13 protein-coding genes are annotated in these 13,702 nt (G+C 39.5%); 7 read left to right on the top strand and 6 right to left on the bottom strand.

Annotation, left to right across the window (positions count from 1 at the left end; translation table 11 throughout):
* Positions 1–375: 375 nt before the first annotated feature.
* From QQL36_RS30710 to QQL36_RS30690, 5 genes are all read right to left on the bottom strand, one after another.
* Positions 376–939 carry an ABC transporter permease gene (locus QQL36_RS30710; RefSeq protein ID WP_083729191.1) on the bottom strand — a complete coding sequence of 188 codons (564 nt, stop codon included), beginning with the start codon at positions 937–939 and terminating at the stop codon, positions 376–378.
* A gap of 96 nt (positions 940–1,035) precedes the next feature.
* Entirely contained in the window at positions 1,036–1,374 is a 339-nt protein-coding gene (locus QQL36_RS30705; protein ID WP_321570567.1) for an alpha/beta hydrolase, read from the bottom strand.
* A gap of 44 nt (positions 1,375–1,418) precedes the next feature.
* The gene (locus tag QQL36_RS30700; protein ID WP_321567890.1) at positions 1,419–1,676 is read right to left on the bottom strand and encodes a hypothetical protein; all 258 of its coding nucleotides are present in this window, start codon (positions 1,674–1,676) and stop codon (positions 1,419–1,421) included.
* A 38-nt stretch (positions 1,677–1,714) separates the two neighbouring features.
* Positions 1,715–2,605, bottom strand: a complete 891-nt coding sequence (locus QQL36_RS30695) for an NmrA family NAD(P)-binding protein (RefSeq protein ID WP_321567889.1) — start codon at positions 2,603–2,605, stop codon at positions 1,715–1,717.
* Between the two features lie 2 nt (positions 2,606–2,607).
* Complete coding sequence (locus QQL36_RS30690; RefSeq protein WP_321567888.1) at positions 2,608–3,066, bottom strand: DUF6640 family protein; 459 nt, start codon at positions 3,064–3,066, stop codon at positions 2,608–2,610.
* Between the two features lie 211 nt (positions 3,067–3,277).
* Between QQL36_RS30690 and QQL36_RS30685 the strand changes: the two genes are divergently transcribed.
* The 4 genes from QQL36_RS30685 (at position 3,278) to QQL36_RS30675 (ending at position 8,363) form a co-directional block, all read left to right on the top strand.
* Positions 3,278–3,895 carry a MarR family winged helix-turn-helix transcriptional regulator gene (locus QQL36_RS30685; RefSeq protein ID WP_179091297.1) on the top strand — a complete coding sequence of 206 codons (618 nt, stop codon included), beginning with the start codon at positions 3,278–3,280 and terminating at the stop codon, positions 3,893–3,895.
* A 521-nt stretch (positions 3,896–4,416) separates the two neighbouring features.
* A complete protein-coding gene (locus QQL36_RS30680) occupies positions 4,417–5,676 on the top strand; it encodes an SGNH/GDSL hydrolase family protein (RefSeq protein ID WP_321567887.1) in 1,260 nt (419 codons plus the stop codon).
* 1,123 nt (positions 5,677–6,799) lie between these two features.
* On the top strand, positions 6,800–6,982 hold the full coding sequence (locus QQL36_RS35805; protein WP_415751039.1) for a hypothetical protein: 183 nt from the start codon (positions 6,800–6,802) through the stop codon (positions 6,980–6,982).
* 211 nt (positions 6,983–7,193) lie between these two features.
* The gene (locus QQL36_RS30675; RefSeq protein WP_321567886.1) at positions 7,194–8,363 is read left to right on the top strand and encodes an IS4 family transposase; all 1,170 of its coding nucleotides are present in this window, start codon (positions 7,194–7,196) and stop codon (positions 8,361–8,363) included.
* Here the strand turns inward: QQL36_RS30675 and QQL36_RS30670 are convergent.
* Entirely contained in the window at positions 8,331–10,292 is a 1,962-nt protein-coding gene (locus QQL36_RS30670; RefSeq protein ID WP_321567885.1) for a KUP/HAK/KT family potassium transporter, read from the bottom strand. The genes QQL36_RS30675 and QQL36_RS30670 overlap by 33 nt on opposite strands.
* Positions 10,293–10,399: 107 nt before the next feature.
* Here QQL36_RS30670 and QQL36_RS30665 point away from each other — a divergent pair, with 107 nt between their 5' ends.
* The 3 genes from QQL36_RS30665 to QQL36_RS30655 all read left to right on the top strand — a co-directional run bounded on the left by QQL36_RS30665 (position 10,400) and on the right by QQL36_RS30655 (position 13,686).
* On the top strand, positions 10,400–11,080 hold the full coding sequence (locus tag QQL36_RS30665) for a response regulator transcription factor (protein WP_083729177.1): 681 nt from the start codon (positions 10,400–10,402) through the stop codon (positions 11,078–11,080).
* A 2-nt stretch (positions 11,081–11,082) separates the two neighbouring features.
* Positions 11,083–12,450: a sensor histidine kinase gene (locus tag QQL36_RS30660; protein ID WP_083729175.1), complete on the top strand. Its 1,368-nt coding sequence runs from the start codon at positions 11,083–11,085 to the stop codon at positions 12,448–12,450.
* A gap of 117 nt (positions 12,451–12,567) precedes the next feature.
* Entirely contained in the window at positions 12,568–13,686 is a 1,119-nt protein-coding gene (locus QQL36_RS30655) for an efflux RND transporter periplasmic adaptor subunit (RefSeq protein ID WP_083729173.1), read from the top strand.
* Positions 13,687–13,702 lie beyond the last annotated feature (16 nt).

The following is a 13,702-nucleotide window of genomic DNA, read 5'->3' as shown; positions in this document are numbered from 1 at the left end:
TTTACTCTCTGGACATGCATTGCAGGACCATTGGCAATGGGGCATTGCTATTCCTGTATGCAATTTATTATACAAAATAGAGTTCGAAATTAACGGTTACTTGGAATTGCCTCAAATGTAGATAAGAACTTCACTATTTTAAGAATTTCATTTGTTTCATTTCAATATACTCCATGATGATAAACAAATCATCTTGAAATAGGTTCGATTGTTGTCCCCGTAGCCCACAGAAAAGCAAGACCCGCTCATAGAGCAGGTCTTGCTTTTTAATATATTTTGATGCTTTCCTAAGGCATTTGTTATCGACTGTATATATGTTCGAAATCGATGGCTGGCCTTACTGATCGACGACGACAAATTTTTCTTCTTTCTGCATTACTCTGTTCTCAGGCTTTTTATCGGGTTAACCATCGCAGCCTTAAGCGACTGATAACTGATGGTCAGCAGGGTGATTATCACTACCAGCAGCGCTGTCAATACGAAGATCATCGGACTCAGCTCAATACGATAGGCAAAACTTTGCAGCCAATGATGACATGTCCACCAACCAAGAGGCATGGCAATCACCAGCGCCAGGCATACTAACCTAAGAAAATCTTTGGATAGCATGGCGACCAACTGGGCGGATGATGCGCCGATCACTTTGCGGATGCCGATCTCCTTCTGCCGTTTTTGCGCGGTGAAAGCAGCCAGCCCAAATAATCCCAGGCAAGAAATCAGGATCGCCATACCCGCGAAATAACGGGTAAGTACCTCTACCCGCTGCTCCGAGGCATAGAGCCTGTTGTAGCTGTCGTCCACATATGTGTAGGCAAAGTCCAATCCCGGATGATATTGGTGGTATAGGTTTTGAACCGCTGCCAGTGCTACCTGCTGCCGGAGCGGGTCAATTCCTGAAGGCCTACCCATTATTTCTGCAATGAAAAAAAGTTCGAACATTGTCCCTCACACCCTGCAACTAAGTAAAAGTGGATATATTTGAGCAGAAACTTGCTTAATTATATCCACTTCTATATCCACTTCTTTATTTAAGCATCATGTCATTTTTTCCGGTAGCCCTTTTGTTTGGTTGAAAGCGAACCACCAGGCATAGGGGGCTTGTCCGCTCATCTTGGAGGTAAAGGTGCCTTTTGCGGGTAGCATCGGCATTTTCTCGATCATCGGATTAGGATGTGAACCTTCCATGATGATCAATTTTTCGGTCGCGCTCGGATAATTGGCCGCAAAGCTGTAAGCGACCATGGCACCGATGTCATGACCACAAATGTAGGCTTTGGCGACACCGAGCTTTTTGATCAATGCATAAAGATCACCCGCCATGTTTTTTTTATCATAGCCGGTTTGCGGCTTGGCAGAAGAACCCATGCCCCGGATGTCAACAATGTAAACATGGTAATGCGCCGCAAGTGCGGGTGCTACTAAATGATAGGCCAGGTTTCGGGCCAGCCTGGCATTAAGAACAGAGGTTTTCCTTTGCCCCCCTCTACATAATGCAGGCTGATCCCGTTAACAGTTTCAGTCCGGTTAATGAAACCTGGAAGTTTTTTGATCAATGCTTCGTCTGTATAGGCTGCCAGTATAGGCGTAGGTACTGTCTTGTTTTGCCCTTCTGCAAGCGCAAAATTGAGCACGATAAGCATTGCAGTAAAGATTGATTTCCAGATTTTTGCTTTCATGGTAATGGTGTATGATGTTAAAATTAATTTTCCCGGACTTAGATCTGAGAAACGACCTCAGTGGCTGTTGTCCAGGTGATATTTGGGTAGCGGTCGTTATCAAGTGGTGTGTTCTGCACGCTGAACATGCTGTGCATGTACTGGCTTTGTTGCCATTTGGCATACAGTTCGTGCTCTCCTTCAGGATGTGCGGCCCTTTCCCGTTTGTTATAAGCGGCGAAGTCGGCAAGGCTGCCCATCGGCTTTAACCGGAATTCTCCTTTATTGAATGCTTTGGCAAAAGCGGTGAGTTCCACGGGGCTTACACTGAAACTGTGTATCCGTAGTATCCGTGGGGTATCTGGGTCGAGGGCGGCAGATGCGGTAAATTCTGCGGCATTGTCTTTGGTCGTAAAATCCACCTTCCAGTTCGGGTCCTCACCCCAATAAGCTACCGATTGTTCTTTTAGATTATAAAAGGGCGTATTGTAACTGAGGATATCAGCGAAAGCGCCGATCAGTATGGATGTTCCTTTGATGTCCGCCTTGTCCAGGTGAGTGTGAAACTCGCGTCTCAGGTCGAAATTGCGGTTTTCGCCTTCTTGCAATTTAGTAAAGTCAGAAGAAAAGTCCGAAGGGATGAATCGCGGCACGCCGGCTTTCACCGCAGCTTTAAGTAATAAAACCTGGGTATCAACGATCACATCCCTTAAGCCCGCCAGTGCAGAAACAACGCAGGTTGCGCCCATACAGGCATTAGTAAGTGCTGTCGCGTTGGTAAGGTCAGCCTCAATAATTTGAGCACCCAATGCGGCGATCTTATCGATTTTTTTTTCATCACTGCCTGAACGAACCAGGGCATGCACTTCTGCCCCTTTTCCGATCAGTGATTTAATAATTCTTGCGCCCAGGTCACCCGTAGCGCCTGCGACTAAAATGAAATTCTTCATAGTTATGTTGTTTGTTTTAATTTTCTGTAGCTGATATACCAGCCTAAAAAGATCAATGGAAGAACAATAACGATGTCCATTATTAATTGGTTGAACTGAACACCAAGTATGACCGGCATTTGAACATGGTTGATTCCTGGATCTACCAGTTTGGTTCCCGGGAAAAGAATAGCTGGTAACTGTGCGACCCAATAGAGTGATACGATTATCACAGCCTCATGCAGCCGCTGTAAAGCATTCACCTCTTTTCTGATCCAAAGGACATACAGCGTAAGTAAGCCGAGCAGGGCCCCGAGTACCATAGTTTGTGCATTGTGGAATTTAGCATGAGGGGGCCAGGTCGGGTTATAGATATGGGTAATATTCCAATCTGCCAGGTACGGCGAAACCGATGTGAATAATCCCATAAATGAAAGGATGAGTTTCCCGGTCAGGGGTATATTATTGTTTTCTGAAGTCATAAAGGTTTTTATTTGAGTTGAACACTTCGATCAATTAATCATTACTTATATCTTCCGGTCCGATGACCTTATTAAAGCTTCATCCGAATACGGTTTATTAGCTACCATTTTTTAAATCATTAATGTACTATAAAAGCAAATATAAAATATTTATGTCTTAAGTGAAGCATTTATGTTTTATTTATTTAATTTTAAACCATTAATTGATAATATGAACAAGACGTTGGCAATAGTACAGGAATGGGCAGGGTTCGAGGAGCAGAATCCGGCAGGATCAATAGAGGATTTTTGCAGGGATTATTTAAAAAGACAGCTGGTACAGGAAAATGAGCGAGATATGCCCGACCATGCGCCAGACCTTTCCTGCCGGTATGCACTTACTAAGGTGATCAATCGCCTGTCCAGGCTATGGATGTTCTTTACCATGACCGAGATGAAACCGTTGGGCCTGACAAGTTTCGACGAGTTCATTTTCCTGCTCACCTTACAGCGGTCAGAGCCCATCCGAAAAAAAGATCTCATCTATATGCATTTTATCGAAATATCGTCGGGTATCTTAGTAATTGATCGTTTGATCAAAAAGGGGTTACTTGATGAAAAGACGGACGATCATGATAAAAGATCAAAAATGGTTACGATCACAGCAAAAGGCAGAAAGGTCGTTAAGGATGGGCATGAGGCGCTGGACACCGTTTATTACGAGTTATACGGCGATATGCCCGAAAGCGCCATGATGGAATGCCTGGATAACCTGAAACCCCTGTTGGACAGGATCACGCAAAAATGGAATAAGCTAAAAAAATTCGAGCCGGCCTTTAAAGACGTCTGATCAAACGGAAGGTTGCTTGTATATTACGGAGAAGTGTTATCCCAAGTCCCTGATAAGCCTTAACATTTCCATTCCGGCCTATTTCGGCAATACCTTTCAATGAAATCAGTAATCTTCCCCAAATCTTTGGCAAAAAGGGTCAACAATTGCATCCAATTCTCCGCTAAATAAACTGACCGGGTTTAGTAAATATTGAAGGCTTTCGGATGAAAAATCTGAAGACCTTTTTTGTATTTGGGAGGTTTGAGACCGGATTGCCGGTCATATCGCGAATGATTTTGGATTAAGTTGTAAGAGGAGTGAGGGTATAGTTAATTTTATTAATTTCATCAAAACGAAACTTATTTCGTACGTAAAAGTTAACTATCGCACAAGCAATGACCGGCTGCTGGTAGCATTAACCCTTGTTTGTTGATTAAATTAACCACTTTCTATCTTTCAAATCAAAATTGGCGAATACATATTAATCAAAACAATTCTGCCTCCTGACCACGTTAACGATCAAATATTAATTATTTATCATGAAAAAACGATATCATACCCTCGGAATTCTGCAAATTGGATGGCCGACACTATTGTTGCTGTATTGTATTTCTGTATCAGCTAATCCTCCTGTTAGCCAATATCACACAGAAGACAAAACGAAATGGGTAGGTACCTGGGGAACAGCACTTTTGGCAACAGATCCTAAGGACATGCCTCCCAAACCAGGAATTGCTAACCATGTCTTAAGACAGATCGTCTGCGTCTCAATCGGTGCTGATAAACTAAGGCTGAAGTTCTCCAATAAATTTGGGAATAGTCCGCTCGTGATCAGATCGGTACAGATTGCGGCTGCGAAAGACAGCAGCGCGATTGATATGTCAACCATTGCATTGTTAACCTTCAATGGGAAACAGGAAGTTATTTTGCAACCAGGTACAGAAATTTATTCCGACCCCAAATCGTTTGAGCTAAAGCCGAGGGCCAGAATCGCTATCACTATTTCTTTTGGCGAAGTCCCTTCAATTCTCACAGGGCATGCAGGCTCCCGAACTACCTCTTATCTGTTTGACAACAACGCTGCCAAACCTGGTGAGAAATATAAGGATATGATCAGGATTGATCATTGGTACGTTATTGCAGGAATTGAAGTAGAAGCCAAAAATAATTCGGGATCGGTTGTCGTTTTCGGTGATTCAATCGCTGATGGACGCGGTTCAGGGACCAATAAACAGAATCGCTGGCCCGATATATTATCAGAGAATTTGCTAAAAAATCCAGCTACCAGCAAGGTAGGTGTAATCAATATGGGGATCGGTGGTAATGCCATTCTTAAAGGGGGATTAGGTCCTACCGGATTGCTACGTTTCGAACATGATGTCCTTGATCAGAAAGGGGTCAGATGGCTTATTCTGGCAGAAGGAATTAACGACCTTGGCGGTGCACGGGACAGTTTGGCCGCTGATGACATAGCACAAAATCTCATTGCCGCTTATCAACAATTCATAGATCTGGCGCACGCCAAAGGAATAAAGGTGTACGGTGCCACCATCATGCCTTTCAAAAAAAGCTTCTATTATGAGGGCTACAAAAATTCCGCTCGCAACAAGGTCAACGAATGGATCCGGAGCTCGAACCATTTCGATGCAGTCATCGACTTTGATCAGTTGATGAGAGATCCCAATGACAAGGATGTTTTACAATATGAGCTACAAGCCGGAGCGAATGATTTTCTCCATCCTAACGAAATGGGTTACCGTTTAATAGGCGATGGAATAAACCTGTCTTTGTTCAAGTAATGTTAGTGTAGAATTCCTCTTTTTCCGCAGAATTAGTGCATGGTCATGCCTTGGATGGTTTTGGCTGTCAAATACTCGGCGGGGCGAATTTTACAGTCTCGAAAATTATTAAAGCAGTAAGGGGGTAACTAATTTACCTGTCTCTGCAATCCTTTCAGATATTTAGAGGCGGTAACTTTTGATACACCTAACCTCTCAATTACTTAATCGATCCTACAATAAGGCTATTCAAATAATAGTTCTACCAAAAATGTTATTTAGTGATTGTGATTCAGCATAGGAATAAACCAAATCATCATAAAAACAGCAGCTACAGTCTTAGCAATAATTTTTATTGGTTTTTGTTTATTTTTTAAGTTGGTCTATTTTGCCTGTCAGCACTTTCTTTTCAACAGCAGACTTTGTAAACTGTAATGCCTGCCCATAATGGAATAGTGCTTGTTCGTGATTGATGCCGCTATACAGATAGCCCATTAGCCCGTGATAATAGCTGTTATTGGAAAGATTAAGTTTAGCCACTTCTTCAATGGCTATCCCACTATTGAAGGCTTTCGGATGAGAAATCTGAAGGCCTTTTTGTATTTAGGAGGTTTGAGATCGAAATTGGCGCTCATGTCGCGAATGATTTTGACTGTAACAGGTCCGGGGGGCGAATCCTTCTTTCTCTGCAAGCTTTAAAGCTTTTCTAATGTAATTACATCCTCTCAAAATGATAAAATGCTCTCAAAGTGAAAGAGTTTATTTTCCCACAACACCCCATCTGGAAGAATAAAATAGCTATAGTAGCTGTTTTTACGCTTTTATGTCTTTTAGGAACGTGAATTGATTTTAAGGTAGCAAACTAATTATATGCGAACCTTTAAAGTGAACTTAAAAAAGCACGTTACTCCCTGGAATATATTATTGGGATTTTACTCCCTGATAATTATATCAGGCATTATTTATAGAATCATAAAGGGCGCATAAAAGGCTCTTTATGGAAGTAATTAAATCGTTGTGCCTTTTGTATTAGCTGGTATCTGTGAAATCGGATGCGGGTATCTGATATGGCAATAGCTCAAAGAGGGGTACCATATCTGGATGAGAATATTAGGCGGAATCGTTCTCCTTTCATACGGAGTTATTGCACATTGCAGGTTGCCGGCTTTGGACGGTATATGCAACTTATGGAGGGGGGCATAGTGTTGTTTTATTATGGGCATGGTTAGCTGACAACTTTAAACCATACTTCTATGATTTAATATGTGCACTCGTTGCCCTGATAGGTGTTTGTATTATCTTTTACGCACCCCAAACCATTCACTAATGAATTAATAAAGCATTAGGAACAATTATCTATCCTTTGTATTTTCAGGTTTTGTTTATTGGTATATACCAACGGACACTAGCGTTTTGATGTTATTGATATCAGTTCTTTGAAATTATTGTCTGTATTGGGTTTCAGCTGATTCTGAGCCTACCACGATTTGAATTTCTGGGATTTTCGTGTTATTATAACAGATTGATATTCAATTTATATGAATCAAGGCTGTTATTTGTTCTCCCAGTTGATTTCCCTTATTTCTCCTACAAGTTTTAAAACTTGTGTAAAGAGATATAATGGAGACTATAAGACTAAGCATTTTACCTGTTGGCGTCAATATCTTTGTATGGTATTTGGACAATTAACACATCGGGAAAGTTTGTCTGATACAATACTTTGTCTGCGAGCTAATTCTAAAAAACTCTATCACATCGGAATTGGTGAAGCAATAGCAAAAAGTACATTATCAACTGCAAACGAAAATAGAGATTGGCACATATATGCTGACTTTACCTGGATATTAATACGTGAAGCACAACAATTATATGCAGGCAAATCAAAATGCGAAATTGATATCGACAACCCTGTTTTTGCTATTGATGCATCAACTATTGACCTTTGCTTATCATTATTCGATTGGGCTAATTTCAGATCAACAAAAGCAGGAATAAAACTCCATGTACAACTTGATCTGAAAACAGCGATTCCTGAATTTATAGAAGTAACAACTGCAGCCATTCATGAAGTTAATATTCTGGATACGATTTCCTTCCAGATTGACAGCTTTTACATAATGGACAGGGGTTACATCGATTATAAGCGACTTAACCGTATTCATCTTTCTAAAGCATTTTATGTAATCAGAGCTAAGGATAATCTTAATTTTAAAAGTGTCAAATCCAACCCTAAAAACAAACAGGAAGGTATAATGGCGGACCAGATAATTAAGCTTCAAGGATTCTATGCAATCCAGGATTATCCGGAAAAAATACGGCGGATCAAGTTCTATGATGCTGAACAGGATCGAACGCTGGTTTTTCTAACAAATAATTTTGATCTGGATGCTTCTAAGATCGCAATGCTATACAAACATCGATGGAAAATAGAGCTCTTCTTTAAATGGATAAAACAACATCTAAAGATCAAAACATTCTGGGGAACAAGTGAAAATGCTGTTCGCGTTCAGATATGGATTGCTATCTCCGTGTATGTACTTGTAGCGATCGCGAAGAAGAAATTTAACATACAGCATACACTGTATGAAATGCTTCAGGTAATCAGCATATCCGTCTTTGAAAAGACACCTATCAAGGAGCTTTTCGACAAACCAATACAGTCAAATTTCAAAGAACTAAATCGTAATCAGTTGAATATCTTCGATTAATATCAAAACGCTAGTGACCAACGGATATTTTTCAATTATCACGTTGCTTGTATCCAGTCCATAATTTACGTCTTCTGTTACCCCTATTCCTTTAAGATTATAATAGCATTTAATGAGGATGGATCTCCAGAAAGGCAGATCATTATCAAAAGAGAGATAAGAATTGATGATGATAAATTTATAATCGCCGATATCATTCATCGCAAATTCCATCATAGGGCTGCGTTCAAGTTTAAGTTCTCCTTTACTGACAAGTTCATTTGCTATATGCCGGAAGAAGAGATCTACACGGGGTTGAACACGGAATCCTAATCTGAGCGTTACGTGATAAACATCATTTACGGATAATGTTGTAACTGAATATTGTAATGTATAAGGTTCATCATCAATTTCCACATGGAAAAACCAATAAACATCTGCTTTTTTAATAGGATTACTGAAAATTGACCGGAGCGTTTTGTTTTCAATCTCGTTGGGATCTGCTGATGTGGTGAGGTATATAAGATTCGTAGCAAAATTGCTTATCTCATTATGGTGACTTAGTTCTATCAACCGTTGCAGGTTTTCAGGCTGTAATTTACTAAAAGTAATAAGTTTTTTCTGTTGTAAACGACCAGTGCGCCAAACCAACATTATGAAAGTAAGGAAAGCCCCAACAAACAGCATGATCCAACCGCCCTCTTTGACCTTTTGAAGATTTGCAATCAAAAAAGAGATTTCCACTGTAAGGAATAATGCTGTGATAATGCCTACTACTATTAATGGCTTCCTACGGGCTCGTAACCAAAGTGCGATTAATATTGTGGTAGTAAGCATTGTCAGTGTTACAGAAAGCCCAAAAGCAGCTTCCATTTTACCAGACTCCCTGAAGTGGAGTACCATTCCAATACAGGCTATCATTAATGCCCAGTTAAAGAAAGGAATATATAACTGTCCTCTTATGTTGCTGGGAAAGACGATTTTGTGGCGTGGCCAGAAACCCAGGTGAATAGCTTCATTGGCCAGGGTAAAGCAACCACTGATTAATGCCTGGCTGGCAATAATAGTGGCGAGCGTAGAAAGAATTACTGAGGGAACATAGATCGCCTGGGGAACAATATTATAAAAAGGACTGAGCGTATTGGCTTTCCCCGCCTCTAGCAGCCAGGCAGTCTGGCCAGCATAACAAAGAATCAATGCTATTTTTATGTAGATCCAGCTAACCCGGATATTATTCCTTCCTACATGGCCCATATCACTATACATAGCTTCTGCACCTGTAGTACAAAGGAATATTCCGCCTAATAACCAAAAACCTTTTGGATAATATGTCAATAGTTCATAAGCATAAACAGGGTTCAATGCTTTCAGTACACTAAAATTGTGGCTCAATGCCATCACTCCAATCACTCCGATAAATGTGAACCATATCATCATCACCGGCCCAAAGAACTTTCCTATTTGTTGCGTACCGAATTGCTGAATTACAAAAAGCAGAATAATAATAGCAATTACAATAGGCACTGTATCAATATTCGGATAGATGGCTTTCATTCCTTCAATAGCAGACGCTACAGAAATGGGAGGAGTAATAATACCATCAGCCACTAAAAAAGACCCACCTATAATGGCAACAACAATCAGCCACCTCCTGTAGTATCTTTTTATAAGTGCAAACAGGGAGAAGATACCACCTTCACCCTTATTATCAGCCTGCAAAGTGATGAAAATATACTTAAACGTGGTTTGTAAAGTAAGTGTCCATATTACACAACTTAATACACCTAATGCCTTAGCAGGATTGATAATTTCATCAGGCTTGAATAATGCTGTATAGGTATATAGTGGAGAAGTGCCTATATCGCCAAAGACTATTCCAATGGCAATTAGCATACCTGCTGCTTTGATCTGCTTGTGAAATTCCTGTGTGTTTTGTACCGACAGCTCCATTATTTCCCTTGTTTAAAGTACTCAAATATATACCTGGAATTTTACTTTTTGATTATCAATAATATATTTATTAGCTTCCATTTCTACTGGTAAAATAATATAACTTTATGAAAATACTCGTTATCGAGGACGAAGAACGCGTAGCACAACTCATCAAACGGGGATTGGAAGAGCACCTTTATGAGGTAACTGTTGCTTACGATGGTGAATTAGGTAAAAAACTGGCATTAAAAAACAGCTTTGACCTGATTATAACTGACATTATACTGCCCAAAGTGAATGGACTCGATCTCTGCAAAGAGATCAGAACCGTACTACCGGATACCCCCATTATTATGCTTACCGCATTAGGAACCACCGATGATAAAGTAGAGGGTTTTGATGCAGGTGCAGATGATTATTTATTAAAACCATTTGACTTAAGAGAGTTACATGTACGGATCCGTGCTTTATTGAAGCGTAATAACGGCAAAAGTAATTCACAGGGTTTTATTTTAAAATATGCAGACCTTGAATTAAACATGCATACCAAAATTGTAAAACGTAGCAACAAAGAAATTTCCTTAACCCCAAAAGAACTAAAACTTTTAGAATATATGATGCAAAACCCGGAAAGGGTTTTGTCAAGAACAGAAATTGCAGAAAAGGTTTGGGAAACAACATTCGACACAGGAACCAACTTTATTGATGTTTACATTAATTACCTGCGTAAGAAAATAGATAAGGATTTTGATGTTAAACTCATTCATACCAAGCCAGGCCTTGGCTTCATCTTTAAACAGGACTAACAATGCAAATTAAAACAAGGCTTACTCTATTGTTTACTTCGTTGGTCGCCGCATTATTATTGGCATTTGCATTAACTGTTTATTTCACTTCCTCTGCAACCAGGGAAGATGAGTATTTTAAAAGATTGAAACAACAGGCAGCTACTAAAGCTAACCTTTTATTTGATACAAAGGTTGCCCCTGTAGTTTTACAACTCATCTATAAAAATGCACCTAATGCTTTATTCCAGGAAGAAGTAGCCATTTACGATACTGCTTTTCATCTATTATACCATGATGCAGTTGAAATAGACAAGGTGAAAGAAACACAGAACATGATAGACCGTATTATTGTTCAGAAAGAAATTCAATTTTACCTTGAAGATGTACAGGTAGTAGGTTTCTTATATGAACATAACGGGCAACATTATGTAATAACAGCTGCCGCAAAAGATGAATACGGACTTACCAAACTTGCCAATCTTCGAAATACAATTATTATAGCCTTTCTTTTCTCTATAATTATTATATTCTATGTCGGACAATTCCTGTCTAAAAAGGCATTGCAACCCGTTTCATCGCTGGTACAAAAGGTAAAAAAGATCACCGTTACCAACCTTGATCTAAGAGTGGAGGAAGGGAACCGGAAAGACGAAATTGCAGCTCTTGCCATCACTTTTAACGAAATGCTTAACAGGCTTGAAAATTCTTTTGATGCACAAAAACATTTTGTTTCAAATATTTCTCATGAATTAAGAACGCCGCTTACTGCAATGCTGGCAGAAATGCAGCTTACAATGCAAAAAGAAAGAAGCAATAAAGAATACCAACAGTCAATAGAACATATTATTTCTGATATTCAGAAATTAATGCGTCTTTCCAATAGTCTGCTGGACTTAGCAAAAGCCAGTTACGATCAAACAGAAATTTCCTTTAAAGAAGTCAGGTTGGATGAAATCTTATTAGATGCACGAAATGACGTACTTCACAATCAACCAGACTATAAGGTGAATATCGTTTTTGAAAAAGAAACTGACAATGATGATTTTATTTCAGTAAATGGCAATGAATATCTGTTAAAGGTGGCCTTTGCAAACTTAATAGAAAACGGCTGCAAATTTTCAAACAATAAGCAGAGCATAACTTCTATTTCTTACAATGAAAAACAAATTTTCCTGAGCTTTTCAGATAACGGTATTGGAATCAGTAATGAAGAATTGCAACATGTTTTCACTCCTTTTTACAGGGGGAAAAATAAAAAAATTGCAGATGGTAATGGTATTGGATTATTTCTCACCCAAAAAATCATTGCATTGCATAATGGCAACCTTTCAGTTCTATCCAAAGAAAACGAAGGTACAACCTTCACCATCACATTGCCTCATATCTGATATTAATATCTCTAATGATTTTCTAATAACATTCTAAAGCAATTCTAACAGCCCCTTCGAAGGGGCTGTTTTAGTTTCGCGGAGCAAAATCTCATTAAACAGCTGCTCAATTAGAAAATGAAAAGAAAAATATTATCAATACTGTTATTCAATGGAATGTTCCTGATTAACTACTCCTGCCATAGCCCCCAGGCTGAAACAGAAAACATTAATTATACCCTGCTGGGCGACACCATCATTATTCCGGAAAATTCAAACTTGCAAAACAAACTTGCAACAACAACTGCTCAAAGTGAGCCTTATCGTTTGCAAATGCTGACCACCGGTACGGTAAAAGCCATCCCAACTCAATATGCAGAAATAGCTCCACCCTTTCAGGGACGAGTAACAAAATCATATTTACGGTTGGGTTTAAAGACCACACCTGAAACACCACTGTTCGAAATAAGCTCCCCTGATTTTATTGCGGCACAAAAAATTTTCTTCCAGGAAAAATCACAGATGCAACAGGCTGAAAAAACGTTGAAACGCCAACAGGATTTAATTGCCAATGGTGTAGGAACACAAAAGGATCTGGAAGAAGCCCAAACAGCTTACGAAGTAGAAAAAAAGGAGTATGAAAATGCAGTAATAGGTATTAAAATTTTCAAAGCAAACCCTGATAATCTTTCATTAGGGCAAGCATTAGTAGTTCATTCTCCTATCGCCGGAGAAGTAATTGAAAATAAAGTAATACTCGGACAGTTCATAAAAGACGATGCAGCAAGTGTAGCCACAGTGGCAGAATTATCTAAGATCTGGATTGTTGGGCAGGTAAAAGAAAAAGATATTCGCTTTATCCATGAGTTAGATGATTGTAATATTGAAATTGCAGCTCTTCCGGAAAAACATATCCGGGGCAAGGTATATCATGTAAAAGAGATTGTCAATGAAGATACACGCAGCGTAGAAGTGCTTATAGAAGCTAATAATGCCGATCATACACTGAAACCGGGTATGTATGTAACCGTAAATTTCATTGTTGCACCCGTTAATGCCATTCTTATTCCATCAAAAGCCTTATTGCAGATGAATGATGCCAGTTTTGTTTTCATAGAAACTGCCGCAGGGAAATATATAAAACGTAAAGTGGAAACTGCGGGTACACAAGGAGAAAGAATAGTCATTCAATCTGGATTAAACAATGGAGATAAGATTGTTTCAGAAGGTGGTTTTTATCTCCTGGATGCAAAATAACAACCACAATAACGCA

Origin of the sequence: Chitinophaga sp. LS1, from assembly GCF_034274695.1 — a bacterium.
In the GTDB taxonomy this organism is placed as follows: domain Bacteria; phylum Bacteroidota; class Bacteroidia; order Chitinophagales; family Chitinophagaceae; genus Chitinophaga.
Note: the sequence above shows the minus strand (reverse complement) of the source record. Positions and strands in the feature narration are given on the sequence as shown.

What these genes read in the sequence shown, in the direction of transcription:
- QQL36_RS30710 (WP_083729191.1), bottom strand. Translation starts at nt 939, where the DNA reads ATGTTCGAACTTTTTTTCATTGCAGAAATAATGGGTAGGCCTTCAGGA.
- QQL36_RS30700 (WP_321567890.1), bottom strand. Translation starts at nt 1,676, where the DNA reads ATGAAAGCAAAAATCTGGAAATCAATCTTTACTGCAATGCTTATCGTG.
- QQL36_RS30695 (WP_321567889.1), bottom strand. Translation starts at nt 2,605, where the DNA reads ATGAAGAATTTCATTTTAGTCGCAGGCGCTACGGGTGACCTGGGCGCA.
- QQL36_RS30690 (WP_321567888.1), bottom strand. Translation starts at nt 3,066, where the DNA reads ATGACTTCAGAAAACAATAATATACCCCTGACCGGGAAACTCATCCTT.
- QQL36_RS30685 (WP_179091297.1), top strand. Translation starts at nt 3,278, where the DNA reads ATGAACAAGACGTTGGCAATAGTACAGGAATGGGCAGGGTTCGAGGAG.
- QQL36_RS30680 (WP_321567887.1), top strand. Translation starts at nt 4,417, where the DNA reads ATGAAAAAACGATATCATACCCTCGGAATTCTGCAAATTGGATGGCCG.
- QQL36_RS30675 (WP_321567886.1), top strand. Translation starts at nt 7,194, where the DNA reads ATGAATCAAGGCTGTTATTTGTTCTCCCAGTTGATTTCCCTTATTTCT.
- QQL36_RS30670 (WP_321567885.1), bottom strand. Translation starts at nt 10,292, where the DNA reads ATGGAGCTGTCGGTACAAAACACACAGGAATTTCACAAGCAGATCAAA.
- QQL36_RS30665 (WP_083729177.1), top strand. Translation starts at nt 10,400, where the DNA reads ATGAAAATACTCGTTATCGAGGACGAAGAACGCGTAGCACAACTCATC.
- QQL36_RS30660 (WP_083729175.1), top strand. Translation starts at nt 11,083, where the DNA reads ATGCAAATTAAAACAAGGCTTACTCTATTGTTTACTTCGTTGGTCGCC.
- QQL36_RS30655 (WP_083729173.1), top strand. Translation starts at nt 12,568, where the DNA reads ATGAAAAGAAAAATATTATCAATACTGTTATTCAATGGAATGTTCCTG.